General features: G+C 65.5%; 21 protein-coding genes. 15 read left to right on the top strand and 6 right to left on the bottom strand.

Annotated elements, in window-relative coordinates:
- The first annotated feature begins 46 nt into the window (after window positions 1–46).
- The 11 genes from ACQR0Z_RS21570 to ACQR0Z_RS21520 all read left to right on the top strand — a co-directional run bounded on the left by ACQR0Z_RS21570 (window position 47) and on the right by ACQR0Z_RS21520 (window position 10027).
- Window positions 47–697: an ABC transporter ATP-binding protein gene (locus ACQR0Z_RS21570; RefSeq protein ID WP_434920206.1), complete on the top strand. Its 651-nt coding sequence runs from the start codon at window positions 47–49 to the stop codon at window positions 695–697.
- On the top strand, window positions 694–1395 hold the full coding sequence (locus ACQR0Z_RS21565; protein WP_434878195.1) for an ABC transporter ATP-binding protein: 702 nt from the start codon (window positions 694–696) through the stop codon (window positions 1393–1395). Before ACQR0Z_RS21570 ends, ACQR0Z_RS21565 begins: the two co-directional genes overlap by 4 nt.
- Complete coding sequence (locus ACQR0Z_RS21560; RefSeq protein ID WP_434878194.1) at window positions 1395–2318, top strand: branched-chain amino acid ABC transporter permease; 924 nt, start codon at window positions 1395–1397, stop codon at window positions 2316–2318. The genes ACQR0Z_RS21565 and ACQR0Z_RS21560 overlap by 1 nt, the downstream gene beginning before the upstream one ends.
- Window positions 2315–3850, top strand: coding sequence for a branched-chain amino acid ABC transporter permease (locus tag ACQR0Z_RS21555; protein WP_434878193.1), 1536 nt, complete (start codon window positions 2315–2317; stop codon window positions 3848–3850). The genes ACQR0Z_RS21560 and ACQR0Z_RS21555 overlap by 4 nt, the downstream gene beginning before the upstream one ends.
- A 10-nt stretch (window positions 3851–3860) precedes the next feature.
- The gene (locus tag ACQR0Z_RS21550; RefSeq protein ID WP_434919950.1) at window positions 3861–6173 is read left to right on the top strand and encodes a N,N-dimethylformamidase beta subunit family domain-containing protein; all 2313 of its coding nucleotides are present in this window, start codon (window positions 3861–3863) and stop codon (window positions 6171–6173) included.
- Between the two features lie 133 nt (window positions 6174–6306).
- Window positions 6307–7446: an amine dehydrogenase large subunit gene (locus ACQR0Z_RS21545; RefSeq protein ID WP_434919949.1), complete on the top strand. Its 1140-nt coding sequence runs from the start codon at window positions 6307–6309 to the stop codon at window positions 7444–7446.
- Window positions 7443–7991, top strand: a complete 549-nt coding sequence (locus ACQR0Z_RS21540) for a MauE/DoxX family redox-associated membrane protein (protein ID WP_172132029.1) — start codon at window positions 7443–7445, stop codon at window positions 7989–7991. Before ACQR0Z_RS21545 ends, ACQR0Z_RS21540 begins: the two co-directional genes overlap by 4 nt.
- Before the next feature lie 7 nt (window positions 7992–7998).
- Window positions 7999–8595, top strand: a complete 597-nt coding sequence (gene mauD / locus ACQR0Z_RS21535) for a methylamine dehydrogenase accessory protein MauD (protein ID WP_172109427.1) — start codon at window positions 7999–8001, stop codon at window positions 8593–8595.
- A 24-nt stretch (window positions 8596–8619) separates the two neighbouring features.
- The gene (locus ACQR0Z_RS21530; protein ID WP_434919948.1) at window positions 8620–9165 is read left to right on the top strand and encodes a methylamine dehydrogenase light chain; all 546 of its coding nucleotides are present in this window, start codon (window positions 8620–8622) and stop codon (window positions 9163–9165) included.
- A 29-nt stretch (window positions 9166–9194) separates the two neighbouring features.
- A complete protein-coding gene (locus tag ACQR0Z_RS21525) occupies window positions 9195–9596 on the top strand; it encodes a c-type cytochrome (protein ID WP_434919947.1) in 402 nt (133 codons plus the stop codon).
- Window positions 9593–10027, top strand: coding sequence for a hypothetical protein (locus ACQR0Z_RS21520; protein WP_434919946.1), 435 nt, complete (start codon window positions 9593–9595; stop codon window positions 10025–10027). The genes ACQR0Z_RS21525 and ACQR0Z_RS21520 overlap by 4 nt, the downstream gene beginning before the upstream one ends.
- 142 nt (window positions 10028–10169) lie before the next feature.
- Here the strand turns inward: ACQR0Z_RS21520 and ACQR0Z_RS21515 are convergent, their stop codons facing one another.
- Window positions 10170–11276, bottom strand: coding sequence for a hypothetical protein (locus tag ACQR0Z_RS21515; RefSeq protein WP_434919945.1), 1107 nt, complete (start codon window positions 11274–11276; stop codon window positions 10170–10172).
- 735 nt (window positions 11277–12011) lie between these two features.
- Here ACQR0Z_RS21515 and ACQR0Z_RS21510 point away from each other — a divergent pair.
- Window positions 12012–12185, top strand: coding sequence for a hypothetical protein (locus tag ACQR0Z_RS21510; RefSeq protein WP_434919944.1), 174 nt, complete (start codon window positions 12012–12014; stop codon window positions 12183–12185).
- Between the two features lie 35 nt (window positions 12186–12220).
- On the opposite strand, the gene ACQR0Z_RS21505 is transcribed toward ACQR0Z_RS21510, so the two are convergent.
- The 5 genes from ACQR0Z_RS21505 to ACQR0Z_RS21485 all read right to left on the bottom strand — a co-directional run bounded on the left by ACQR0Z_RS21505 (window position 12221) and on the right by ACQR0Z_RS21485 (window position 20485).
- Window positions 12221–13846 carry a PEP/pyruvate-binding domain-containing protein gene (locus ACQR0Z_RS21505; RefSeq protein ID WP_434919943.1) on the bottom strand — a complete coding sequence of 542 codons (1626 nt, stop codon included), beginning with the start codon at window positions 13844–13846 and terminating at the stop codon, window positions 12221–12223.
- Between the two features lie 11 nt (window positions 13847–13857).
- The gene (locus ACQR0Z_RS21500) at window positions 13858–15783 is read right to left on the bottom strand and encodes a hypothetical protein (RefSeq protein ID WP_434919942.1); all 1926 of its coding nucleotides are present in this window, start codon (window positions 15781–15783) and stop codon (window positions 13858–13860) included.
- 693 nt (window positions 15784–16476) lie between these two features.
- Window positions 16477–17784: a carbohydrate porin gene (locus ACQR0Z_RS21495; RefSeq protein WP_434919941.1), complete on the bottom strand. Its 1308-nt coding sequence runs from the start codon at window positions 17782–17784 to the stop codon at window positions 16477–16479.
- Between the two features lie 63 nt (window positions 17785–17847).
- Window positions 17848–18855: a transporter gene (locus ACQR0Z_RS21490; protein ID WP_434919940.1), complete on the bottom strand. Its 1008-nt coding sequence runs from the start codon at window positions 18853–18855 to the stop codon at window positions 17848–17850.
- 1 nt (window position 18856) lies between these two features.
- Window positions 18857–20485 carry an inorganic phosphate transporter gene (locus ACQR0Z_RS21485; protein ID WP_434919939.1) on the bottom strand — a complete coding sequence of 543 codons (1629 nt, stop codon included), beginning with the start codon at window positions 20483–20485 and terminating at the stop codon, window positions 18857–18859.
- Between the two features lie 221 nt (window positions 20486–20706).
- Between ACQR0Z_RS21485 and ACQR0Z_RS21480 the strand changes: the two genes are divergently transcribed.
- From ACQR0Z_RS21480 to ACQR0Z_RS21470, 3 genes are read left to right on the top strand one after another with little or no spacing between them, the layout of a single operon-like run.
- On the top strand, window positions 20707–22128 hold the full coding sequence (locus ACQR0Z_RS21480) for a bifunctional enoyl-CoA hydratase/phosphate acetyltransferase (RefSeq protein WP_434919938.1): 1422 nt from the start codon (window positions 20707–20709) through the stop codon (window positions 22126–22128).
- A 3-nt stretch (window positions 22129–22131) separates the two neighbouring features.
- On the top strand, window positions 22132–23349 hold the full coding sequence (locus tag ACQR0Z_RS21475) for an acetate/propionate family kinase (RefSeq protein ID WP_172130601.1): 1218 nt from the start codon (window positions 22132–22134) through the stop codon (window positions 23347–23349).
- Window positions 23350–23364: 15 nt separating this feature from the next.
- Entirely contained in the window at window positions 23365–25719 is a 2355-nt protein-coding gene (locus ACQR0Z_RS21470) for a DUF3141 domain-containing protein (RefSeq protein WP_434919937.1), read from the top strand.
- Window positions 25720–25730 lie beyond the last annotated feature (11 nt).

Below are 25730 nucleotides of genomic sequence, written 5' to 3'. Positions count from 1 at the left end.
CGAGGGCGTCATGCTGTCGCTGGGAGGCCGGCGGATCTTGAGCGACGTGTCCCTCCACGTGAAGCGCGGCGAGGTGCTCGGCCTGATCGGCCCGAACGGCGCGGGCAAGACATCCCTGTTCGAGGTCCTGTCCGGGCGCTACCATCCGCAACACGGATCGGTCTTTCTCGACGAGCTGCGGCTCGATCGCCTCGACATCTTTCGCCGGGCCCGGCTCGGCGTCGCCCGCACCTATCAGAGCCCCGTCGTTCCCAATGCACTGACCATCGGCCAGACCTTGCGCGCCGCTCGCAAGGCCTATGCGCCGATGATGTCGGCGCATGACGCCGAATGGGCCGCGCGCCTCGTGCGGCTGGAAGCCAGCTGGGACCGGCCGGCCGGCTCGCTCGATACGTTCGATCGGCGCAAGCTCCTGCTGGCCTGCCTCATGATGCGCCGGCCACGTGTGTTGTTGATGGACGAGCCGGCCTCCGGGCTGATCAACACCGAGATCGCCGAGCTCGATCTGCTGCTGCGCAAGTTCGCCGACGAATATCATCTCGCCATCATCCTCATCGAGCATCGGCTCGAATTGCTCGGAGCCATCGCCGACCGGGTCTACGTGCTGGATCTTGGCGCCATGATCGCGGAGGGCGTGCCCGAAGACGTCTTTCGCGACGATCGGGTCCAGGCGGCGTATTTCGGAGGCGCCGCATGAGCAGTGCGCTCCTCACCGTTCGCGGCCTGTCCGCCGGCTACGGGCCGCTGCGCGTGCTTCACGACATCGATTTCGCGATTGCGCCGGGCGAGCGGCTCGCGATCGTCGGCCTGAATGGCCATGGCAAGACCACGCTGTTCCGCGCCATCATGCAACTCGTCGGCTGGCAGCGCGGATCGATCCTGTTCGACGGCAAGGAGATCGGTGGCACCCGCTCGCTCGGTGAGGGCCGCTTTACGCCAGGGATCGTCAGGCTCGGCATTGCGATGACGCCGCAGGGCGATGCGATCTTTCCGGGGCTGACGGTGCGGGAGCATCTGGATTGCGGGGCTCACGCCAAGACGGCCTGGCGAGATCGCGCCCGCCGCCGGCAACGCGTCTATCAGTTGTTTCCACAATTGGATGAGTTGCAAGGTGCCCTGGTCGGCAAGCTCTCCGGCGGCGAACGCCGGATGGTCTCGATCGGACGTGCGCTGATGTCCGACGCCAAGCTCTACCTGATCGACGAGCCGACCCTCGGCCTTGCACCGAAGGTCTCCAAGCGGGTGATCGAGGCGCTCGTGAACATCCCGCTCGAGGGCAAGGCCATGGTCATCACCGAGCAGAACGTCGCGCTGCTCTCCGGCGCCGTGAGCCGCATGATGGGAATGCACGCCGGCCGCCTGCGCGGCGAGGTCGGACATGTGGGGCTCGCGTGATGGACGCCACCCTCGTCATTTATGCGCTCTATCTCGCCGCCATCTATGCGCTGATGGCGATCGGCATCTCGCTGGTCTGGTCGAGCATCGGCATGGTCAACATGGCCTATGGCGCGACCTTCGCAGTGGCCGGCTACGCCGCCTATTTCGCGGCCGACGCGATCGCACCGGCCATTCGAAGCTGGAGCACGGGCGTTGACGGAATGGTTCTGCTTGCGGTCCTCACCGTGATGGCGGGGATGATCGCAGGCGCGCTGTTCGGCATCTTCGTCTATCTCGTGGCGTTCCTGCCGATTCACGACAAGCCGAACTTCGCGGTTCGCAGCCTCATCGTCACGCTGGCCATCAATCTTGCGGCCGTTCAGGCCTTGTTGTTCGCGTTCGGGCCGCAGCAGAAGGCGCTGCCGCGCATCTTCGGCGTCGGCCGCTTCAACCTGCTCGGCACGTCGATGCGCCTGGATCAAGCCATCACCATCGTGACGACGATCGTGCTCCTCGCCCTGGTGCTGTTGTGGCTGCGGATCAGCCGCAGGGGCCTGGAAATTCGTGCCGTGATGCAGAACTCCGAGGGCGCGGCCTTGTGCGGCATATCCACCCGCTGGACGGCGCTTCCGGTCATGATGTTGACCGGATCGCTCGCGGGCCTTGCCGCCGTGCTGCTGTCGCAGAGCATCTTCGTGAACCCGAGTGCCGGCACGACGCCGCTGATCAAGGGGCTGACCATTGCCCTCCTCGGCGGTCTCGGCTCGGTCCCCGGCGCCGTGCTCGGCGCGATCCTGGTCGGCTTTCTCGAGGCCATCACCGGGATCATTCCCTTTCTCGGCCAGCGCTACGTTCTGGTGGTGCAGTTCGCCTTCATCGTTCTGGTTCTTCTCATTCGCCCCCGGGGTCTCGGCGGCCTGCTGGACGAGACGCGGGAATGATGAAGACGGACAAACCTGCAGCCTCGTACGTCAAGGTCGGCCGCAGGCCGGACGAGGTCACGCTGAAGCCGGATGGCGACCAGCTATGGCATCGCTGGCGGCCGCCGTTCAGCCGGCGGCACTGGCTGGCTTGGCGCGGACGCTACAATCCGAGATCGCTGCGCCGCGAGCGGCGGCTCGTCGACAAACGGCCGCTGTGGTGGACGTTGGGGCTCGGCGGCCTGCTGATCGCCGTTCCTTTCCTATCCGATCAGTTCGTCAACATCGCTGCGATCTTCTGCATCTTCGCCGCCATCAACGTGATCTGGACGTTGATCGTGGGGGCGGCCGGCATCTTCTCGCTCGCGACCATGGCGGTCGTCGGCCTGAGCGCCTATGCCGCCGCCGCGGCCAACGTTTATCTCGGCCTGCCCTGGCCGTTGATGATGCCGATCGGAGCTGCCGTGGGCTTGATCTTCGGGCTGCTGCTCGCCCTGCCCTCGACGCGGCTCGACGGCCTCTATTACGCGCTGCTGACGCTCGGGATCGCCGAGATCTGCCGGGTCTCGATTTCGCAGATCAAAGCCCTTGCACCGTCGAACAGCAGCATCAACGGGGTCGACTCCTTCATTCCCTCTGCCTGGCATCTGCAGCGACCCGGATTACTCCTGGGCTTCGCCGGCGCGTTCGTCCTTCTGCTCTGTGCGCTCCTGGTGTTTCGCCTTGTCAACACCGAGCGGCTTGGCCTGCTGCTGCAGACCGCGCGCGAGGACGAAGCCTTCGCCGAGGCCGTCGGTATCGACTACCGCCGCGCGCGCTGGCTCGTCTTCGTGCTCGCCTCGAGCGCGCTTGGCGCCATCGGTGCCTTCTATGCGATGTTTTACCGCTCGATCTCGCTGGCGGTGTTCTCGCTCGATCAGCTCCTGCTGCTGTTCGCGATGATCGTGATCGGCGGCCTCGGCCGCTCCGAGGGCGCCGTGCTCGGCACCGCGATCGTGGTGCTGATCGACAAGGGCCTGATCGGCCTCGGGCCCCTGCGCATTATCATCGTCACCGCCGTCATGATCATCGTCGCGCTGACGGCGCGCGAGGGACTGACCGGCATCAAGGCCCAATTCCAGGCCTTCAGGAATCGCAAGAAGAGCGAGCGGCGCGCCGCGCGGACGGAGAAAGGGGGCGAGGTCATGCCCGAGGAAGCCACCGAGATTGCCGACAAGCAGTTGATCTACCGGCGCCTGTTCGACAAGCGCCTGCGCGATGCGCTGAAGTCGTCGATCACGCCGGACCTGATCGCGGAACACCGCGCCAAACCGCTCGGCCAGCACTCCGACGCGCTCGATCGTCTGCTGAACTATTTCCGCCGCGAGGAGATGCCGGACAAATACGCCATCCTCAGGGTCGGCCCGCTGCGTTCCTGCAGCTATCGCGTGATGGCCTTGTCCGGGCGCGCCGGCCATCCGCCCCGCCTCGTCGACGACAAGCTCTATCCGACCCTCGACGAGGCCTATCACGCGGTGTTCCTGCTCCGCATCAACGACCTGCTTGCGAGCTGAGACCGACGCCATGGCAGAGAAGAAGCTCTACGGCTATTGCGACCCCTGGACAGTCAAGCAGGGCGAGACCCTGTCCTTCATGATCTCGGCCGAAGGGACCGACACCGTTGACGCCCGCCTGGTTCGTCTCGTTCACGGCGACGAACACCCGGACGGCCCCGGCTTCCTCGAAGAGGAGGTCGATTGCGACATTCCCGCCACCCTGAGCGTCCAGCGCCAGTTCACCCAGATCGGCGCCCACGCCGTCGTCGAGGACGTCTCCCGCCGCCTCATTCCCACTCAAGATTTCACCGTCTATGGCTTCATCTTTCCGACCCGGCCGGGCGGCAGCCGCCAGGCCATCCTGTCGAAGTGGGACATCATGTCCGGCAAGGGTTACGGCATCGGCATCAACACCGAGGGCCGGCTCGAGTTCTGGGTCGGCAATGGCGAAGTGATCGACCATGTGGCCGCAGAGGTGCCGCTGCGTCCCCGTGCCTGGTACTTCGTGGCGGCGACGTTCAATGCCGCCACTCGGGAGGCCCGGCTCTACCAGATCGGCGCCGTCAACCGCTACAACTCCCTGCTCGGCCTCGTGGTGCCGATCGACTACGATTCCCGCGTCGCCGAGACCTTCCGCGTGATGCCCCAGGCGCCCGACGAGTCGGTCCCGTTTCTATGGGCGGGCGCGAGCGAGGAGAACGATCGCCGCGGCCGCTTCGTTGGGATGCTCTATTCTGGCAAGATTGACCGCCCCGGGATCCTCAACAAGGCCTTGCCACCGGAGGCGATCGCCGCCCTGGCGCAAGGCGAGCTGCCGCCCGCCGACGCGATCATCGCTCATTGGGACACCAGCGCCGGGTACACCGACAGGGGCATCGGCGATATCATCACCGATGTTGGACCACACGGCCTGCATGCGCACGGCGTCAACCGGCCAGTGCGCGGCATGACGGGCTGGAACTGGGCTGGACGGGAGGACAGCTTTCGCCTCGACCCCAGACAATACGGTGGCATCGCTTTCCGCGATGATGCGCTGACCGACTGCCGCTGGTCGCCGACCGTGACGCTGCGGATTCCGAATGATCTCAAGAGCGGCGTCTACGCGCTGCGACTGCGGGCTGGCGAGAGTGAAGACCATATTCCGTTCTTCGTCCGGGCAGCGACGCCGCGCGCGCCGCTGGCGGTCCTGATGTCGACATTCACCTATCTCGCCTACGCCAACGAGCGGCTCGGCTTCGATGCGCCGATCGCCCAGGCGATCACCGCCCACACGCCGATCTTCAGCGAGGCCGATATCGACTTCTACAAGCTCCAGGAATTCGGCTTGTCGACCTACGATCACCATTCGGACGGATCGGGATGCTGCTACTCGTCCTGGCGCCGGCCGATCATCAACATGCGGCCGAGGCATCGCAATGCCGCGACTGGCGTCACCTGGGGGCTTCCCGCCGATCTGTCGCTGCTGTGGTGGCTGCAACATGCCGGCTATGATTTCGAGATCCTCACCGACCACGATCTGCATGCCGAAGGTGCCGCCGCGCTGCGCCCCTATCGCGCCGTCATCAACTGCACCCATCCCGAATATTATTCCGAGCGGATGATGGACGGCACCGAGGATTATCTGCGCACGGGCGGCCGCCTGATCTATGCCGGCGGCAACGGCTACTACTGGGTGTCGGGGCTGCGCGAGGACGAGCCGCATTGCATGGAAGTGCGCAAGCTCGACAACGGCTCGCGCGCCTGGCAGGCCGATCCCGGAGAAGCCTATCTCGTCAGCACCGGCGAGCGGTCGGGCCTGTGGCGCTCCCGCGGCCGGGCTCCGCAAAAGCTGGTCGGTGTCGGCTTCACCTCCGAGGGCATGGACGAAAGCCAGCCGTTCGAGCGCATGCCGGATTCCTTTCACCGCCTGATAGCCTGGATGTTCGAAGGCATCGGCGACCGGGAAGAGATCGGCAATTTCGGGCTGGGGCTCGGCGGGGCGGCGGGAATCGAAATCGACCGCTATGATCTGGCGCTGGGCACGCCACCGCACACACTGCTGGTCGCCTCGTCGCACGGGCATTCCGACAATTACCCGCTGGTGTCCGAGGAGATCACCTATGCGTTCCCCGGCCGCGGCGGCACCCAGGATCCCCTGGTCCGGGCCGACATGACCTATTTCACGACAGCAGCCCACGGCGCCTGCCTGTCGATCGGCTCCATCGCCTGGAGCCAGGCGCTGCCGGTCAGCCGGGGCGACAACAACGTCGCGACCGTCATGCGCAACGTGCTGACCGCCTTCCTACGTCCCGGTCCCCTGCCCGGTAGCGAATTCGTGGGCGACGAAAAGCTCTGGCGTTGATCGTGATGCATATGCATCATTACGGAGCCGGAGCGTCCTATCGTATGCTTTGCTCCCGGAGCACGTCGCAGCCTTGGCTGCTGCAAAGGATACAGGGTAGGCATGCTGGGGGCCCGGCGGCGGAGAGATTGAGATGAGGTCGTCTTCATTCATATCCCTGCTCGGGCTCGCGCTGATGCTCCGCCCGGGCGCCGCGGCCGAATTCAAGCCGGAGGCGACATCGAACAGCACGATTCCCGCGACCATGAACCGCGTCTATGTGGCCGACCCCGCGCTTCCCCACATGGTCGATGGACGCGTCTACGTGCTCGATGCCTCTGACCTCAGCCTCAAAGGAATGCTGGAAGCCGGCTTCGCCGGCATGATGGTCGCGGCGCCCGACAAGCACCGCGTCTATGTCGCGACGACCTTTTACGAACGGCTCACCCGCGGCAAACGGACCGACGTCATCCAGGTGTTCGACGACCAGACGCTGAAGGTGATCGACGAAATTCCGATCCTGACGCGACGTGCCCAGGCGCTCGGCTATCGCAGCCTGTTCCAACGCTCCAGCGACGGCAAATTGCTGTTCATTCAGAACGCCACCCCGGCCACCTCAGTCAGCATCGTCGATCCCGACAGCAAGCGTCAGCTCGAGGCTCCGGCTCCGGGATGTTTCGGAATTTATCCAGCACTGTCCACGCCGCTGCGCTTTTCGACCCTGTGCGGTGACGGAACGGTGGGCACCTACACGATCACGGCAAATCTGCGCAATTCGGACCGGAAGGCAAGCAGCAAGCTGTTCGATGCCAGCGCCGATCCCCTTTTCATCCACGCCGAGCACGACCAGGACAGCTACATTTTCCTGAGCTTCAAGGGCAAGCTGCTGCGTGTCTCGCTGGAGGGCGAGCGCGCTACAGCCATCGAGACGCTCGATGTCATTCCGCCCGATGCGACCGGCTGGGCGCCGGGCGGCTATCAGCCTTTTGCGGTCGACGCCAAAGCGCGGATTGCTTACATCTTGATGCATTCGGACGACAAGGACGGAGTACACAAGAATCCGAGCGCGGAGATCTGGTCCTATGACATCGGCAACAAGCGTCTTCTGGCGCGCTCGCCCGCTCCCAACCTGACATCACTGACATTGTCGGCCGTTGATCCGACAGTGCTGTTCGCGATCAATCCGGTCGACCAGAAGATTGAGCGCCTCACGATCGACGCGACTGGAAAGGTCTCGCGCTCCGCGGACATCAAGCTCGGCGAGACCGCCGCTTTGGTCGAGGCTCCCCGATGAATTGGCAGCTCGATCCCCTTCTGCATCTGGTGGCAAGCGGCTTCATCATCGTCGTGCTGGCACGCGCGGTGCTGGAGAAGGTTCAAGGCTATGCTCTCTTCGTAGCGAATCTGCGCGACTATCGTCTGCTGCCTGAGGCGTTGGCTCCCCTCGCCGCGCCGTTGCTGCTGGCGGCGGAAATCGCGGCGATTGGGTGCCTGATGTATCCTGCCGCAAGCCAGATCGGAGCCATCCTCGCCTCCCTGCTGCTCTGCCTTTACGCCTTCGCCATGGCTGCAGTCCTGATCGCAGGTCGCAGCGAGATCGAATGCGGCTGCGGCGGCGAGGGCCAGCTCGTCAGCTGGACGCTCGTTGCCAGAAATGCGGTGCTGGTCGCGGTCAGTGCCGCCATCATGCTGCAGACGTCGCCACGTCCAATGGGCTGGTCCGACATGCTGATCGGGCCAATGGCCGTGTTCGTGCTCCTGCTGCTACTCGCAACGGCCGAAAAAACCATCGGAACATGGGCGGTCATTCGCCGGCTCGACTCCGGCTCGTTCAACTGAGGTGACCATGGACGGTCTCGTCGTCGCATTCATCCTGCTCTGTATCCTGGTGCTCGGACTGGCCATCGCGGTGTTCGCGCTGGCGCGCCAGGTCGGCATTCTGTACGAACGGATCTCCCCGATGGGGGCCCTCATGACCGACTCCGGCCCCGCGGTTGGCGAAAAGGTGCAGCGCTTCGACCTCACTGCGCTCGACGGTCGCGCCGTCGCGGTCGGTGCCGCTGGTCCCCGTTCGCAGCTGGTATTCTTCCTGTCGCCGACCTGCCCGGTCTGCAAGAAGCTGCTGCCGATCCTCTCCTCCGTCGCTGCAGCCGAAAGCTCGTGGCTGGACCTGGTCCTCGCCGGCGACGGCGACGTAGCCGCGCACCGAACCTTCGTCGCGCAGCGGCGGCTGGACAAATTTCCCTTCGTGCTCTCCCGCGAGCTCGGCATGGCGTTCCGCGTCAGCCGGCTGCCCTACGCCGCACTGATCGACGGCAACGGGCTGGTGCGCGCCAAGGGATTGATCAACAACCGCGAGCAGCTCGAGAGCCTGTTCAATGCCCGCGATCTCGGCGTCGCTTCGATCCAGTCCTATCTCGATGCGCCCCACCCCGCCCACTAGCCACGGCCCCATGCGGAGAAGCTGATGTCGGACATCATCATCGACAGGCTGATGGCGGCCTTCGACCGGGCCGCGGAACTAGCCTTCCGGCGCTCGGCGCAGAGCATCGGCCGACGGTCGGCGCTGAGCGGAATTGGCAAACTGCTAGTGGGCGGCGCCTTGCTGCCGGTGCTCCCCTTCGACCGATCGGGGCAGGCTCATGCAGAAGGCGCATCGAAGCCGAATTCGAACGAAGCCAATTGCGACTACTGGCGCTATTGCGCGCTCGATGGCTTCCTGTGTTCGTGCTGCGGCGGCACCGTCTCGTCCTGCCCGCCGGGCGCCGAGCCGTCGAAGGTCACCTGGGTCGGCACCTGCCACAATCCCACCGATGGCAAGGACTATCTCGTCTCCTATAATGATTGCTGCGGCAAGACCACATGCGGTCGCTGCCTCTGCAACGGCAATGTCGGCGAGCGCCCCGGCTACCGCATGGGCGTTCACAACGACATCAACTGGTGCATGGCCAACACCCAGAGCATGTATCACTGCACGGTCTCGGTGCTGGTCGGCGTGGCTGACAAGAAATGAGAACCGCAATCTTCGCCGCTTGCGCCGCATTGACATGGCCCGGCGTCGCGCTCGCTGCCGATGGCGCCAAGATCTACGCCGAGACCTGTCAGGCCTGCCATCAAGTCGGCGGCGTCGGCTCGCCCGGGCTGGCCCCGCCATTGGTCTCGCCTGTGCTCTCCAACGCGGCGACCAAGCGGCCTGACTATCCCGCAATGGTCGTAATCAACGGGCTTTCCGGTACGCTTCCGCTCGAAGGGGGGGAGACCATCACCAGCGCGATGCCGTCCCAACCGGGTTTGAACGACGAAGCGACCGCCGCCGTGGTCAATTACGTGTTCCGCTTGAATCGTGCCAAGGTCCAGCTCAAATCCGCCGACGTCGCTCGCACCCGCAACCATCCGGTCGGCAATGACGAAATCAAGCAGATCCGTTCCGGCCTGATGCCATGAGATGTCTGACCCTTGTCCTGATCGCAGCAACCACGATCGGCGCCATCGAACGCGTACGGGCAGCAGAGAGCACTGAATATCTCTATCGACTGCACTGCTCCGGTTGCCACGGTCTCGATGGCGAAGGGTCGTCCGTCGGACGCATCCCGCCCTTTCCCGGCATCGTCGGACATTTCGCCGGCAGTGAACAGGGCCGCCTCTATCTTGCGAACGTACCCGGCGTTGTGAATGCTGCCCTTCCTGATGGCGAGACCGCGGATCTCCTGAACTACGTCCTTCGCGTCTGGGGCACGCCCACGCGCGATCGCAGCAAGCCGTTCACGGCGGAAGAAGTCCGTCGCCTGCGAGCCAGGCCGGTGGACGACATCACGGCGCTCAGACAGGCCCTCACTGTCGAGCTCGCCAAAAAGCGCATCTCGATCGCCTATTGAAAGTCACGGATCACACGGCCTCGATCTCTGCCGCCCGAGGCTCCGGTCCGGATGGCTGACACCTTCAGCATGCTCAAAGGTTTGCACGAACGAGCATGATTGAAGCCAGCAGGCGAACTTGCTCTAGATAAAACGGCGATGGTCATGACGAACGCGCACGCCTGTGAAGGCCGGCGGCGAGAAGGAGCGTGACCGCCATCGGATCAAGGACGGCGACGAGCGCCAACGTGAGCAGCCGGACTGCTCGCTCAATGTCGGTAGCGGGTATCCCCATCAACTCGGCGAGGTATCGGATCGGTCCCACTTCAGCCTCGGCGCGCCGTCGCAGCGCTTGGATCCTGGCCCTTTCGATCTGTAAGTTCGCGAGCAACTCCGACTCGCGACTGCGTTCAGCGGCAATGTTGGCTCGTTCGTGGCGCTTTTGGTCAGCGATTGTCATCGCGCCGACCGGACGGCCAAGGCGTGTGGACTCGTCGATGGCAGCGTCGATCTGGGCAGTACGCCGGTCGATGTCCGCAACCTTCTGGCTCTGTATTCCGAGGCGAGCCTCGACGTCTGCGGTTCTGTCGGCAAGGGCGAGATCTACGGAGGCCATATGGTCAAGATGGGCTCGGGTCAGGAAGCCGAATACGCCTATAGCGTTCAGGCCCATCAGGGCTCCGATCATCAGGACGAGGACGTACCGCAGGAGTAACGGGGCCGAATTCCAGTGCTCGGTCAACCAGGCGGCTGCGACGAGCTTACCGGCCTCCAATACCGCGCCCATCATGATGACAGGCCAAAAGGCGCCGGCGAAGATTGCTGTCAGGCCATCAATGGAGAAGGCCGCCGAAACGCTCGCCATCGCCAAAGCCACAATGAAAGATGCGAGGTTGACTGGTGTCGTATAACGACCAGACGCTTCAGCTCGGGATTTCCCTGTGACGGCGGCGACCTCTGTAACGGAGACCGAGCCCTCTTCAATGGTCGACGTCACGCTGCCCGTCACAATGATTGATTCAGCGTTACGGCGGATCAGGCCAGCGCGTTCCCAAGCTTTCAGACGACGACCGGTTCGCATCCTGTTCCAACCCCATCGCCGTCCAAGCTCAGCGGCACTGATCGCCAGGCGGCCCATGGGTTGGGAGCGCAGCCAGGCCAGTGCCTCCGTTTCATCAAATGGGTGGGGTGCAATGGGCTCTATCACGATCGGACGCTCCTTCTGTCCGGCCGCCGCGCGAGGCCGCGAAGAGGCGGCCGCTTCAAACAAGACGACCTCGGGGGCAGAAACGGGACAGCTCTTCGCCTAACCGGGATCGCGTATTCCCCTGCTCCCTTTGAGTGCAGGCGCGGAGTTTGCGCAGTGTTGCCGGATCACGACTCTTCTGCCGCCGCTTCGTGAAAGCCGATCAAGCCGAGCTTCACCAACTGAAATCCACGCGGGCGTGCCACGAAACTGACATTTCTGAAGCCAGAGCGGTACGGCGGAATTACTCGATGTTGTACGCTGCAGCTCCCGCTAAGAGCCACATTGCGCGCGCCGTGGGCTTCTCTCTCGCTCTCGGTCATCGGACACGAACAAAAGCTCAGCTGCACGCTGGACGGATGTGATGCTGAACTGACGCTCGTTAAGCTTCCCAGCTCCTGCACCGGAGTTGTACGGATCCCGGTGCATTTCAGCCGAGACCAACGCGGTCGCTTAGTTGGGCGATCCTCTTGTGCTAGCCAGGTGGACGAGATCGCGACGAAACCTGAGCCAAGGAGCGACGTGATGTGGAAAGCGTGCGTCTGGCTGATCCGTTAAAAGCGCGTGGATCGAGATCATGCAGGGAGGCTTCGCGGTATATTCGGTGAGGTTGGCCCCATGAAACGCAGCGCAAGCGCGCCGACAAGCTGCGGCCGCCTGCGCTGGGCCTTGCCTCGGCCCTGGTTGCCCTTTCATTCATAATTCTGTAACATACAAGAGGTCGATCCCGCACGTCGCTGCGGTGATGGAGAAACCTTCATGGAGCCTGCTCAGAAACCTATGAAAGAGCGGGATCGCGCCCTGAAGGCGTGGCGCGACGAACTGATTGAAGTCGAGCGGCGGGAAATCGAATTCCGCCGCCATGACCGCCGGCAGCGCGCCGCCGAGTTGGGACTGCCGCTGGACTACCCAGCGACGACCCGGACCAACTGATCGCGCGCATCCTGCGGAACTCGAGCATCGCCTCCTTAGCTGTTCAGGCAGACCGGCACGCCCGGCAGTGAACCGGCTGCGCCCCGCGGCTTTCGCCATTTCGACACCTCCGCCAGTTCGGCCTCGGGCCGGCGCACGACGATTTCGCCGCGGCCGAGATGGACCTGGCCGGCATTGCCGTCGACGGTGATCCAGTCCTCGGAGGCAATGACGGTGTCGCCGATGCGGGCCTGATGGGCGTCGCCATCGACGCGGATCGCGGCGCATCCGACGACACAGGGTTTGCCCATCTGGCGTGCCACCAGCGACGCATGCGCGGTGCGCGCGCCGACCGCGGTGACGATCCCCGATGCGGCCGCGAAACCGGCGACATCGGCGGTGCTGGTATCGTGGCGGATCAGGATGACCGGATCGCCGGTCGCCGCGAGCCGCTCGGCAGAGGCGCTGTCGAACGCTGCGCGTCCCGTCGCGACGCCACCCGAGGCGGCAACGCCGATCGCCGCGGGCTCGCGGGCCGAAATGAGCGAGGTCTCGGTGAGCGCGTCGAGAGCGAGACCTTCGATGCGTCCGAGCGCCTCCTCCGGAGTGATCAGCCCCTCATGCACCAGATCCACCGCGATGCGCAGCGCGGCACGCGGGGTGCGCTTGGCGGCCCGCGTCTGCAGGATCCACAGCCGGCCCTCCTCGATGGTGAACTCGATGTCCTGCACATCGCGAAACGCGCCTTCCAGCCGCTTCAGCGTCGCGCGCAATTGCTGCGCGACCTCCGGCAGCGCCCGTGACAATGCGGCCTCGGTCTCCGCAGTCCTGCGGCCGGACACGACGTCCTCGCCCTGCGAGTCGAACAGCACGTCGATGACCGGCTCGTCCACGCCGGTCGAGGGATCGCGCGAGAACGCAACACCGGCTCCCGACGACGTGCCGCCATTGCCGAACACCATGGCCTGCACGGTGACGGCCGTGCCCTTCAGATGCTCCAGACCTTCCAGTCGGCGATAGGTGCGCGCCCGCTCGCTGATCCAGGAGCGATACACCGCGCGCGCCGAGCGTTCGAGCTGAACATCGGCATCTTCGAGCCAGCCGTCATCGTCAAAATCCTCCAGCGGGCGACGCTCGTCGGCAGCCAGCCGCTCGAGCGCCTCGCTGTCGAGCTCGCGCTCATTGGCCACGCCCTCGGCCGCAATCATCTGGTTGAGCCGCTCGGCGAGCGGCCCGGGTTCGAGGCCGATGACCGTTTCGGCGTAGCTCTCGAGCAGCCGCCGCCGGCAGTCCCAGGCCAGCCGCGGCCGCCCGGTGGCGCGCACCAGCCCGCGCACCGCGCGCGAGGTGCAGCCGACATTGAGCACCGTATCCAGCATGCCCGGCATCGACCGCGCAGCCCCGGACCTCACCGAGACGAGCAGCGGATTGCGCGAACAGCCGAACGTCTTTCCGGTCGCCTGTTCGAGGAACGCAATGCCCTCCTTCAAATCGTCGATCAGCTGGCGCGTCGCCTGGCTCTTGCCAGCAACCACATCGGCGCAGAGCTGCACCGGGAGCACGAAGGCCGGCGGCACCGGCAGATCCAGCGCCGCCATGCGCGCGAGGTTCGCCGCCTTTGCTCCGACCTCTTCGGCACTAGGCAGTGCGCGCCGGCCATCGCCAATTCGTACGATCGTCATGACATCATTCCCTAAGCCGAGAGATCGCTCATGGTGTAGCGCCGCAGCAGATGGCCAAAGCTTGCCAGGCAATCGGTCGCGCGCTCGATCGCGCGCGACAGTTCCAGCGCGGCAAGCGAGGCCGTCACGTCGAGGCCGCCGGCGAACACGCGCGCCGTGATCTCACGCTCGCTGGCATCCGCCTGATGCTCCGCATCCATCAGCCGCGCCACGGCGGCCAACGCATCCTCGGAGTCGGCGCGGCGGCCTTCCTGGACCTCGGCGGCGGCGGCGAGGCCAGCGGCGGCGCGCTCGGTCGCCGTCACCCCGACAGCAGCGAGCGCCTGCAGCGCGGATCCGATCTCGGGCTTCATCGGCCGCTGGGTGAGCGAGGCGATGAACGCGGCCTGCTCCAATTCGTCGATCGCCTGCTCGATCCGGTCTACGAGCTCGCCGATCACCGGCCGCGCATCGAGCCGCGTGATCTCGGCACGCGCTTCGATCGCAATCCGGTCGGCCTTCTGCTCGATCCGAGCTGCGCGCTCTGCGAGCTGCTTGATGGCCACCGGATCGGGCTCGGGCATCGCTACGGCTTGCTGAACCAGCGCCGCGACGTCGCGCGCCAAGCCGATCTGCCGCAGCACCATCGCGAGCAATCCACTGTCGACGCGGTCGAGATGGCGGACGAGATCGGCACCGATGCGGTCGCGCGCCAGGCGCGACGACTGCCCCTCCAGCAGCGCCTCGGTCGAGATCTGCAGGCAAGCCTTGAGGAAGCTGATCGCGGCCTCCCGTCCCAGGACCTGATCCAGCCTCTCGCCGAAGCCGAGACGCGTCGGCGCCGCGCTGCGCACGGCCGCGCCGAGCAGTTCGTTACCACCCAGTTCCAGGAAGCCGCGATGGCCGATGCGCTGGCGCGCTCCCCATTCCAGGATGCGCACCGCGTCGGTCTTGGCGACCCAGCTGCGCAGCAGCTTGCGCGCCTTGTTCCAGTCGATCAGGAACACCAGCGAGGCTCCGATCGCGGCGAGCAATTCGTCGCGGTCTTCGGGCCCCGCATACTCATAGGTGCCGGTGACGAGATAGAAGGTGCCGTCATCTTCGAGGCCGGCCGCAGAGTGCTTGTCGAGGCCGCTCCATGTCAGCGCATGCCCGTCGAACAGCGAGACGAAAAATTTCGCGCGTGCCAGGTGCACGTCGGTATAGGTGATCGTGACCGCGCTCGACGTGACGATGATGACGATGACATGCGCGTCGGTGGTGCCGATGTCGTTCTGGATCACCAGGCGATCGCCGGCGCGAATCGCAGTCGCATCGAGCCCCGGATGGTTGAACTTGAGTGGCCGCGTCTCGTTCAAGCCGCGCATGAAGCTTGCGATCGGCGCATGATCGGCGTCCCGCACGCCGAACACATGCGCGCCTTCGATGACCTCCTCCGCATTGCGCGCCGCCAGGCGGTTGAGCGCCTTGTGCAGATCCATCACCAGCCGATGCAGGCTGTCAGGTCCGCCGCTGTCGACGCCGGTCAGCCGGCCGATGCGCGCGATCTCGATCTCCGGCGTGGCGTCGAGATGTCCGGCGCTGCGGATCGCCGCCAGGCGCTTGTCGAACTGCTGGCCATCCGAAGGCTCGCCGGCCGCAACGGCGCTGATCATCGCGACAATGTCGCTCTCGACTCCCTTGAGCAGCGGTGCAAGCCCGGGCGCGACCACCTTGTCGTCGCCCGCGAGATGCGCGCCGCCGATCAGCGTGACGAGCGCGGCAGGCGCAAGCCCGGCGGCGCGGCTCTCGGCCGTGAGGTCCGGCACCTCGCCACGCGGCTGGCGGGCATGTTGGACCGCGGCCTGCAGCGCGCTGAGGCGCAGCTTGATGCGGTCGTTGGCGGCCAGCCCTTCCGCGACGAGTCGCGGCAGCAGGATGTCGGGTTGTCCGAGTTCTTTGACGATTTCAGTCTTCATGGGCCCAATGTCGCCGTTTGACTTGGCCGAGTGGTAGCAGCCGTAGATGAAGAGCGTTTGCGCTGGATCAGTCACCAAACTGTCATATGCGCGACGTCACGCGATCAAGGTATGCGCGATGGATGCGAGCGACGGCCTCGCATCTGCAGCAGCAATCAAAGAACGAAGACATGGAACAGCGTTCCCGCGGCGGACAACGCCCGAGTTGTGCATGCGGTCCGCCCTCCGCGACAGGCAGGAGGGCGCAGGGAATGCCGGGTGACAGCCTCACCCATGGCCCGCCTGCTAACAAAAATGCAGGCGGCAGGTACCACAGGCAAAGCCGGAACACGCCGGCATTCCCTGCGCGATGGTCTTCACGCTTATACGCAGTCTCCCTGGTGCGCCGGGCTTGTTGGCCACCATCCCCACGCAAAGCGAAGCTTCGTCGTGAGTTGATACCAGCATCGGGGTATCGGGACGCTGCGACTTCACGTCCGCACGTCGTCGTTCGTCCGCGCATCCGAAGACACGCTGCGACTTCCCGCGGCCATCGCATCCCCGCCTCGCGTGTCGTGACGATCGCGCGCAACGCCCCTCCGAGTGAGGCGGGATGGCGAGAGAAAACCACGAATTCCGAAAAATCGCAAGATGATTTTATTTTTTCGAAGTCGCGCGTGTCCTGTCCGGCGGACCCACCGCCGGCATCGACCGTCAGAAGGTGGTCGTGGTGCGGATGCCTAAGACGATCGCGTCGCGGATGCGCCGCGTCTGGGTCGGATCATTGGGGTCGACGCTGCCACCGCCCGGGTGCATGACATATTCCACGATCGGCTGAACCGCGACATTCGGCGTGACCTGGAACGAATAGCTCGCCTCGAAGATCGCTTCGAAATCGCGGATCGGCGTCGCGATCCCCGTGAACAGCTGCAGGTCCTGGTCGTAGCGGCGGACATCGCGGGAGATCCGGGCATAGGTCGCGGCGATGCCGAACTTATCGTCCGGCCGTGCCGCGCTGAAGCCGGTGAACTGGATGCCGCCATCGAGATAGAAGCTGATGAGGTTGCGGTCGGAAGGGCTGACCGACGTCCTGATGAACAGGCCGGCGCCCTTCGCAGTATCCAGGGGGCTGCGCATCAGGAGCTGCTCGAACACGCCGAACAGACCCTGATTGCGGCGCATGCGCGCCGGCTCGCCGGAGCTGAGCGGATCGGCCAGCGATCGGCCGGCGGCGTCGAGAGATTGGTTGTCGAACGAGCCGAAATGATACCAGGCGCCGGCTGCGATGGTGCCGGGCAAGGCCGTCGCGCCGAGCTCGAAATTGTACCTGAGCTGGCCGATCAACCAGGGCGGGTCCTGTACCCGGAACAGGATGCCGTGTGGATTCTTGAGCTGAGGATCGCCGGGGCCTGGCGGCGCCGCATCGCCGTTGAACACCGCGAGATAGCCGACGAGCTTCTCCGTCAGCTGTGCCTTGAGCCGGACGCCGGGGACCGCCAGCGGCGGCGATGGTCCGCCGCTCGGCAGGATGATGCCGGTGATGCCCGGCCATCCCAGCGCCGAATTGGCGAACAGGTCGTCATATTTGCTGTCGATGAACTCGATGTCGGAAGGCTGCTGGCCGACGCGGACCTGAAGCCTGCCGCCGAGCAGCGCCTGCTCGACCCAGAATTCGTAGAGCCGGCTGGCCGGCAGCGCCTCGACGCCGCTCACCAGCATCAGATTGCCGACATAGCTGCGCGACAGGCCGTCGCCGTGGATCTGGAAGGCGTTGGCGTGGAAGGTCGCGCCGCCCCAGCCGACCAGCTTCTCCAGGTCAATGGTCGTGCCGATATCAAGTCGCCCGGTATAGATCGCGCCGTTGCGGACACCGCCGACCGGATTGGCGAAGGTCTCGCCGATATAGGTCAGGTTGAACTGGATGCCCCAAGCGGCGAGCTGCTGCCGCAGATCCTGTTGCGTCGTTGCGGAAGCTCGATCGTCGGCCCGGGCGCCGGACCACAGTGTGCAGGTTGCCAGCAATGCAAACGCAAACGATGAAAACCGCACTCTGGCCCAGGCTTTCGAAGTCACGCGACGCTCGCTCTATCTGATCAGGCCGATGCGCTTCATCAAGACATACGAGCCGAGAGCAGTGAGCGCCATCAGCAGAACGGCCGAGATGAAGCCAGTCTCGGAGTCCGTAAACGGCAATCCCTTGGTGTTCATGCCGAAGATGCCGGTGACCAGCGTCGGTGGCAACAGCAGCGCGGTCAGCACCGACAAGATCCGGAGGCTGTTGTTGGTCTGCTCCTCCATCTGCAGGTGAAGCTCCTCCTGCAGCAGCCGGCTACGGTCGCGCAGCTCCACCACCATGTGGTCGAGCCCGTCGAGCCGCTCCGCCAGATTGCGGGCGCGCAGCTGCAGCGCCGGCTTCATGTCGGCCGGCGCGTTGCGGTCGAAGCGATGCAGCACGACGCGCAGTTCGGACAGATGCCGGTGCACCCTGATGCAGGTGCGGCGCAGACGGCCAAGTGCGGGGAGCTGGTTGCCGCCCTCCTCCGACAGCAGCTTTTCCTCGATCTCGTCGAGCTGCTGCTCGAAGCCGTCGACGATGTGCTCCATCGCCTCGGCGACATTTTCGACGATCCGCTCGAACAGGACAGCTGCGCTCGGCACACGTTGACCGGCCTCCAGCGACCGGCGGGTCACGTCGACCGCATGCAAGGCGTGATGGCGTCCGCTGACCAAGAGACGCTCGGTCATGACGAAGCGCAGCCGCCCCGTCTCCTCCGTCGATCCGCCGATGTCGCGCGCGAGATCGGCAATCACGCCGTGCACACAGTCCTCGGTGCCATGCAGCTGCTGAAAACTGTCCTTCGACAGCAGCAGGTCGCGCGCGGCCGGCGGCAGCTCGGCATGGCCAAGCCACTGCACGGCGCGCGCATCGGCCAGATTGAAGTGCAGCCAATACCAGCTGTCGTGATCGAGATGAAACGGCTGGTCGTTGGCGAGCGGCTGGGGCGTGCCGTCCGCGGTGAAGCGGAAGGCCCACACCAGCCCCTCCAGGGGCGGCGCCGTCACAGCTGCAAGCGCCGCCCGGTCAGCGCGCATCTTAGAAGATCCGGCTGAAGATCACGTAGAGCGAGCCCGACAGCAGGATCGCCGCCGGCAGGGTCAGCACCCAGGCCATCAGCAGGTTGCGCACGGTCGACATCTGCAGGCCGGAGCCGTTGGCCGCCATGGTGCCGGCGACGCCCGACGACAGCACATGGGTGGTCGACACCGGCAGGCCGAACACGTCGGCGGCGCCGATCGTGGCGGCGGCGACCAGCTCGGCCGACGCTCCCTGCGCATACGTCAAATGCGACTTGCCGATCTTCTCGCCGACGGTGACCACGATGCGCTTCCAGCCGATCATCGTGCCGAGGCCCAGCGCGATCGCGACGGCGATCTTGACCCAGGTCGGGATGAACTTGGTGGCGCTGTCGAGCGAGCCCTTGTAGGCGTTCAGGGTCGCGACCTCGTCCTTGTTGAGGTCGTTTTCCTTGTCCTTCATCAGGAAGCGGATGGCCTCCGACGCCAGGTACATGTCGTTGCGGGTGTTGCCGACCGCTTCAGCAGGGACCTTGTTCAGCGAACCGTAGGTGCGAACCTGCTCGCCGACGTCCTTCACCAGCACTGCGAGCGAGGGATAGGTACCCTCGTTGATCTTGCGCTGGGAGACATAAAGGGTGACCGCCGGACGCGGATCGCCGATCACATTGTAGCCGGCAGCCTTGGCAGCGATCACCTTGGAGGCGGCCTGCGAGGTCTCCTGGAATTTCGCGATGTGCGATTCCGGCAGCGTGCGGTTCAGCGCATAGGCCGTCGGCACGGTGCCGATCAGGATCAGCATGATCAGGCCCATGCCCTTCTGACCGTCGTTCGAACCGTGCGCGAAGGACACGCCGGTGCAGGTCAGGATCAGGAGACCGCGGATCCAGATCGGCGGCGCCTTCGGACCTTCGGGAGCGGCGTAGAGCGCGGGATTGCGAACAAGGAATTTGAGCAGATAGAGCAGTGCGGCGGCGCAGATGAAGCCGACCAGCGGCGACAGCAAGAGCGCATAGCCGATCTCGGTCGCCTTGGTCCAGTCGACGCCGGAGGTGCCGTCGCGGCCGCGCATCAGCGCGTTGGCAACGCCGACGCCGATGATCGAGCCGATCAGCGTGTGCGACGACGAGGCCGGCAGGCCGAAATACCAGGTGCCGAGATTCCAGATGATGGCGGCGATCAGAAGCGCGAACACCATCGCGAAGCCGGCGCTCGACCCGACCTGCAGGATCAGCTCGACCGGCAGCAGCGAGACGATGCCGAACGCCACCGCGCCGCTCGACAGCAGCACGCCGAGAAAGTTGAAGAAGCCCGACCACATCACGGCGAATTCGGCCGGCATCGAGTGGGTGTAGATCACGGTGGCCACCGCATTGGCGGTGTCATGGAAGCCATTGACGAATTCAAAGCCGAGCGCGATCAGCAGCGCAACGAACAACAGCACGTAAGGCAGATAGGTCGTCACCTTCACGCCGGTGGCGTCGACGTCGACATAGATGCTGTAGGCAACGAACAGCAGTCCTGCAGCGAGAATACCGAGGAAGAGGATCATCGTCAGCGGGTTGAAACCCTTGTCGAGATTGGGCCGTCCGGCCGGCTGAATCGGCCGCTCGTCTCCGACGGCTTGGTTGACTGTGATATCGGCCATTTGGCTCTCCCCGTTACCCCACAAACCAGGAAGCTCGATTGTGGAACGCGGATGCGAAGCGCAGATGACAATCGGTCGCACCCAGACCGAAGACGGTTGATAATCGAAGTAGTCAATCAGTCGTCACTCTCGCGCCCTATACCTGATGCACCGCAGCACGCGATCGCTCCGCCGATCGGCAGGCGCAGCGAGATCACGCGAATTTCGGCAACGGAGCGCGAATGAGCCCGACCATCCGTAACAAGACTTGGGCTGAGCTCAAGGTCGGTGACAGCGCTTCCATCGAGCGCAAATGCGCGGTTCAGGACCTCATCCTGTTTGCCCATGTTTCGGGCAACACCAACCCGCTGATGGTGCCCGACGGCAGCGTCAATCATGGCGCGAAAGACGTCGTTGCGCCGTCGATGTGGGTCGGGTCGCTGATCTCGGCGGTGCTCGGCAACGTCATGCCGGGTCCGGGCACATTGTATCGCTCGCAGTCGCTGGAGTTCAGGAAGCGCGTGCATGTCGGCGACCGTCTGCGCATCACCGTGACCTGCTCCGAGAAGCGCGAGCAGCCGGTCGCGGTGTTTCGCGCCGAGATCACCGACCAGGGCGGCGAGATCGTCTGTGCTGGGCTCGCCGAAGTCGATGCGCCGATGGTCGCGATCGAGACGCCGGTGCGTGAGCTTCCGGCGCTGATCGTGGACCATGCCGATCATTTCGCCAGGCTGATCGACCTTGCCGCTCAATTGCCTCCGCTGAAGACCGTCATCGTCTGCCCGGAGGACCACAATTCGCTCGGCGGCGTCCTGCTCTCCACCGAACGCGGCCTGATCCACCCGGTGCTGATCGGCAATCCCGACCGCATCTCGGCGGCGGCGCGCGAGATCGATGCGGACATCAGCGGCTGGGCGCTCGTGCCGGAGACCGATCACCGCGCCGCAGCCGCGCGCGCGGTGGCGATGGTGCTCGACGGCGAAGCCGGCGCAGTCATGAAGGGCGCGATCCATTCCGACGAGCTGCTCGCTGCGGTCGTGAAGAAGGATGGTGGCTTGCGCACCAACAGCCGGATCAGCCACGTCTTCGCGATGGACGTGCCCACCCTCGACGAGATCCTGTTCATCTCCGACGCCGCGATCAACATCGCGCCGGATCTGCTGGCGAAAGTGGACATCATCCAGAACGCGATCGACCTCGCGCGCGCCTGCGGGCTCGACCGTCCCCGGGTCGGCGTGCTCTCGGCGGTGGAGACCATCAATCCGAACATCCCCTCGACCCTGGACGCGGCGGTGTTGTCGAAGATGGCCGAGCGCGGCCAGATCAAGGGCGGCATCGTCGATGGTCCGCTGGCGATGGACAACGCCATCGACATGGAGGCTGCCAAGACCAAGGGCATCGCCTCGCTGGTCGCGGGCCATGCCAACGTGCTGATCGTGCCGAACCTCGAGGCCGGCAACATGCTGGCCAAGGAGCTGACCTTCGTCGCCCGCGCCGAGGCGGCCGGACTGGTCGTCGGCGCGCGTGTCCCGATCATGCTGACCAGCCGGGCCGACAACGGCCGCGCGCGGCTCGCGTCCTGCGCGCTGGCGCAGCTCTACAATCACTGGCGCCGCGAGGGCCGCGCATTCGCCGCCCCGTCGCAGGCGCTGGCCGCGGAGTAGACGATGACCGACGTCATCCTCACCATCAATGCCGGCTCGTCCTCGATCAAGTTCGCGGCCTATGAGACCGCAGCGACCGCGTTGCGCCCGGTGGCCAGGGGCCATATCGACGACATCGGCGACGACACGATCTTCACGGCTGGTCCTGCCGACGGTCCTGCCGAGCGGCAGCCGATCGATGCGCCGAAGGGCGCGATCGATCACCGCGCCGCGCTGGAGCTTGCGCTCGATTGGCTGTGCCGCCACGAGGAAGGCTGCCGTGTCGTGGCGGTCGGCCACCGCGTGGTGCATGGCGGGCCTGATCATGCCGAGCCGGTCGTGATCGACGACGGCACGTTGCAGCGCCTGCGCAAATTCGTGCCGCTGGCGCCACTGCACCAGCCGCACAATCTCGCAGGAATCGCCGCGGCGCTGCATGCCTTTCCCGATGCAGCGCAGGTCGCCTGCTTCGACACGGCGTTCCACCGCCAGCATCCGTTCATCGCCGATACGTTCGGATTGCCGCGGCGGCTCTATGACGAAGGCGTGCGCCGCTATGGCTTTCACGGCCTGTCCTACGAATTCGTCTCGCGAAGGCTGCGCAGCGTGGCGCCATCGCTGGCCGCGGGACGCGTCATCATCGCCCATCTCGGCAACGGCGCCTCGGTCTGCGCGCTGCGCGACGGCCGCTCGATTGCCTCCACTATGGGCTTCACCGCGCTCGACGGCCTGCCGATGGGCACGCGTTGCGGTCAACTCGATCCCGGCGTCGTGCTCTATCTGCTGACCGAAAAAGGCATGAGCGCCGACGAGATCACGCATCTGCTCTATCACGATTCCGGGCTGAAGGGCCTCTCGGGCCTTTCCAACGACATGCGCGAGCTCGAGGCCTCCGATGCTCCGGCCGCGCGCGAGGCGATCGACTATTTCGTGGCGCGGGTGCGCCGCGAGATCGCGGGGCTCGCGGCGACCATCGGCGGCGTCGACGCCGTCGTGTTCGCGGGCGGCATCGGCGAGCACGCCTGTCGCGTGCGCGAGCAGATCCTCGGCGACATGGAATGGCTGGGCATCATCATCGACCGCGACGCCAACGCGCGGAACGCGCAGACGGTGAGCCTGCCGGACTCGCGCGTCACGGTTCTGGTCATTCCGACCGACGAAGATTGCATGATCGCCGAACACACCGCCGAGATCCTGGGGCTGATGCAGAGCCCTGCGAACCCGATGCGCCTGACAGCCTGACCAAAGGGATCACCGATGTCCTCTCCCTACAGCCCCGCCACTGCCCTCGCCCGCAGCTTCGGCGCCGCCGATATCACCACCACCCAGACGCAGCGCATCTCCCACAGCACGAGCCGGCACCTGGACCGGTTCGCCCACGAGCACGGCAAGCGGGTGCAGGAGATGATCAGCGACGGTGCCGCGCTGGCGCAATCGTTCGGCGCCGCGCAGCAGCATCTGTTCGAGCTTGCCCGTGACTACTGGATCGATGCCGGCCAGCGCATGATGATGACCTTGGATGTGCTGCGCGAGCGCGCCGACAATGATGCGCAGCACGAGGCGGCGGGCACGCCGCCGGTGCTGATCTACGACCACGAGGTCGCACTCGACGGCAAGACCTTGCCCCGTCCGGTCAACTACATGCTGCTGAAGATCCTGCCGCCGGCGGGCGTGGTCACCTATGAGTGGAAGCGGCCCTACGTCATCATCGATCCGCGCGCCGGCCATGGCGCGGGGATCGGCGGCTTCAAGCAGGACAGCCAGGTCGGCGTCGCGCTGCATGACGGCCATCCGGTCTACTTCATCGTGTTCCGGCCGCATCCCGAGCCCGGCCAGACGCTGGCCGACGTGATGCGCGCGGAAGCCGAGTTCATCGCCGAGGTGCATCGCCGGCATCCCGAGGCGCCGAAGCCGATCATCGTCGGCAACTGCCAGGGCGGCTGGGCGACGCTGATCCTGGCCGCGGCCAATCCCGAGATCACCGGGCCGCTGGTCGTCAATGGCGCGCCGGTCGCGTACTGGTCGGGCCGGCTCGGCGAGAACCCGATGCGCTACAATGGCGGCCTGCTCGGCGGCATCCTGCCGGCGCTGGTGCTGTCGGATCTCGGCGGCGGCGAGTTCGACGGCGTGCACCTCGTGTCGAACTTCGAGATGCTCAATCCCGGCCGCAACTATTTCGGCAAGTATTTCGACCTCTACACCAATCCGGAAAAGGGCCGCGCCAGCTTCCTCGAATTCGAGCGCTGGTGGGGCGGCTTCCATTTCATGAACGAGCAGGAGATCCGCTGGATCGTCGAGCAGCTGTTCATCGGCAACCGGCTGTCGCGCGGCGAGGCGCGCATCGAGCGCGGCCGCCAGCTCGATCTCAAGGCGATCCGCTCGCCGATCATCGTGTTCGCGAGCTGGGGCGACAACATCACCCCGCCGCAGCAGGCGCTGAACTGGATCGTCGACACCTATGCCGATGAGCACGAGATCCGCATCCGCGGCCAGCGCATCATCTACATGGTGCATGACAAGGTCGGCCATCTCGGCATCTTCGTGTCGTCCTCGATCGCGAAGAAGGAGCACACCGAGGTCGCCTCGACGATGAAGACGATCGAGGCGCTGGCGCCCGGTCTCTACGAGATGACGATCGACGAGCAGATCGGCGAAGGCGTCGATGCGCGCTTCCACGTCTCGTTCCACGAGCGCAAGATCTCCGACATCCTGGCGATCGACGACAACGACCGCAGCGAGGAGCGCGGCTTTGCCGCGGTGGCGCGGCTGTCCGAGCTCGGCGCCGAGCTGTATGACCTCACCGCGCGTCCTTTCGTGCAATCGATGGTGACCGACGAGGCCGCGAAGCTGATGCGCGACGCGCATCCGGCGCGCCTGATGCGCCGCGGCTTCGGCGGCGACAACGCCGTCACCCAAGCGATCCGCAAGGCGGCCGACGAGGCGCGCGCGTCGCGCACCCCGGCCACGCCGTCGAACCCGTTCCTGGCGCTCGAGAAGCTCTGGGCCAAGAGCGTGATCCAGGCCTTCGACGTCGTCCGCGATCTCCGCGATAGCCTGTATGAAGCCACGTTCCTGTCGATCTACGGCTCGCCCTGGATGAACGCGATCGCTTCGACCCACGCCTTCCAGCGCGTCCGCCGCGAGCCGAGGGAGCTGCGCTTCCTGCCCGAGGTGCAGGCGATCCTGCTCGGTATCGATCGCGGCGGCTTCGAGGAGGCGGTGATCCGGATGCTGATCCTGCTCGCGGAATCGCGTGGCTCGGTGCGCCGTGACCGGCTGGAGCGCTCCGCCAAGGTGCTGACCAGGGACGAGCCGTTCGCTTCGCTGGGCGCCGAGCGCCGCGCGGCGCTGATCCGCGAGCAGTCGATCATCGCCGAGTTCGAGCCCGAGCAGGCGATTGCGACCCTCGCCAAACTGCTACCCGAGATCGATGACCGCAACCGCGCCATCGACGTCGTGGAGTTCATCGCGGGCTCGCTGGAGGACATGGAGCCGAACACGATCCGCACCCTGCAGCGGCTGCGCGAGGCGCTCGGCCTGCCGCCGCTGGCGCTGGCCGCGGTGGCGGCCGATCCGCTCGAGGAGAACGGCGCGATCCGCGACGTCGCCTGACAGGAGAGCCC

The organism is Bradyrhizobium sp. HKCCYLS3077 (assembly GCF_051167555.1).
Taxonomy (GTDB): Bacteria; Pseudomonadota; Alphaproteobacteria; order Rhizobiales; family Xanthobacteraceae; genus Bradyrhizobium.
This window is presented reverse-complemented; position numbering and strand designations above follow the sequence as displayed.